The 1,683-nt window shown below is 61.9% G+C and carries 2 protein-coding genes; both read right to left on the bottom strand.

The window, feature by feature from the left end; genetic code table 11:
- Positions 1 to 878: ABC transporter permease (locus ABNF93_RS34570; RefSeq protein WP_349332483.1), on the bottom strand; the 878-nt coding region annotated here is incomplete at its 3' end.
- Between the two features lie 31 nt (positions 879 to 909).
- Positions 910 to 1,683, bottom strand: a 774-nt coding sequence (locus tag ABNF93_RS34565) for a carbohydrate ABC transporter permease (RefSeq protein WP_349332482.1), incomplete at its 5' end; no start/stop codon positions are given.

Below are 1,683 nucleotides of genomic sequence, written 5' to 3'. Positions count from 1 at the left end.
GGTACGGCGGCGGCGAGGCCGACTTTGTAGACGTAGGTGTCGATGACTTCAGAGGTTCCTAGGTTGAGTGGGGTTTGCATGAGCAGGACCTTCTCGAACCCGACCGACAGGATCGTGCCGATGTTGAGGATGAGCAGGATGACGGCGACCGGCATGATGCCGGGTATGTCGATGTGCCACATCCGTTTGATCCGGTTGGCTCCGTCGACGATGGCGGCTTCGTGTAGTTCGGGGTCGATGCCGGCGAGTGCGGCGAGGTAGATGATCGCGGCGAAGCCGAGGTTCTGCCAGGCGCCTGACCAGACGTAGATGTGTCGGAAGTAGTCGGGGTTGCCGAGCAGGTCGAGCGGGCCGATGCCTACTGCGCCGAGGAGGTTGTTGAGCAGGCCGGTTCGTGGGTCCAACAGGACGAAGAGCATGCCGACGACGACCACGGTGGAGATGAAGTGCGGTGCGTAGGTGATCAGCTGTACTGAGCGTTTGAACCATTGCATCCGCACCTGGTTGAGGGCGAGCGCGAGGATGATGGGCAGGGGGAATGTGGCGATGAGTTCGTAGGAGTGCAGGATGATGGTGTTGCGGATGACGGGCCAGAACATGAAGGACTCGGCGAACCGTTCGAAGTGCGCCAGGCCGACCCACGGGCTGCCGCTGATGCCCTGCACGACGTTGTAGTTCTTGAACGCGATCTGCACGCCGTACATCGGCCAGTAGTGGAAGACCAGGATGTAGACCACGGGAAGCAGCAGCATGAGGTAGAGCTGCCAGTTGTGCTTGACCTGTCGCCAGTTGGCTCGTCGCTGGGCGGCACGCCGGTTGCGGGGCGAGTCGACGTCGGCGCCCGGGGTCGTCTCCGGCCGGCGGAGCAGTGTGGCCATCGCAGCGTCCTCCCTGTTCTTTCGGATCAGGTCAGCCCTTGAGGGAGCCGATCATGACGCCCTTGACGAAGTGCTTCTGGACGAACGGATAGGCCAGCAGGGGCGGGATGCTGGCGACGACGATGAGGGTGTACTTCAACAGGTCCCGAAGTTCTTGGCGGCGCACCATCTCCGCGACGTCCATGGCGCCCGGTTCGACGGTGTTCTGGATCAGGATCTCGCGGAGCACGAGCTGGAGGGGGAACAGTGTTTCGTCGGTCAGGTAGATGAGTGCGTTGAAGAACTGGTTCCAGTGGGCGACCGCGTAGAACAGGGCGTTGACGGCGATGATGGGTTTCGACAGGGGAATGACGATCCGCAGGAAGAACCTGAAGTCGTCGCAGCCGTCGATACGGGCGGCCTCCAGCAGCTCGTGTGGGATCGTCACCTGGTAGTAGGTGCGGGTGATGATCATGTTCCAGACGGCCATGGCGGTGGGCAGGATCAGTGCCCAGCGGGTGTTCAGCAGGCCGAGGTCGTGCACGACGAGGTAGGTCGGGATCAGGCCGCCACTGAACATCATCGTGAAGACGAACAGCAGCATGAACCAGTTGCGGCCATAGAGGTCGCGCCGTGACAGCGGGTACGCCGCGAGCAATGTCAAGGTCACGTTGACAAACGTTCCGAAGCCTGCGTAGAAGACGGAGTTGAGGAATCCCCGCACGATCGATCGGTACTCGACGACGGCCTGGTAGCCGGTGAAGTTGAAGTCGACCGGCCATAACCAGACCCGCCCTGACGACACCGCGAGCGGATCACTCATCGA

The sequence above is a fragment of the Actinopolymorpha sp. B9G3 genome, assembly GCF_040120725.1.
Taxonomy (GTDB): Bacteria; Actinomycetota; Actinomycetes; order Propionibacteriales; family Actinopolymorphaceae; genus Thermasporomyces.
The sequence above is the reverse complement of the archived record's forward strand: the minus strand, read 5'-3'. Positions and strand labels throughout refer to the sequence as shown.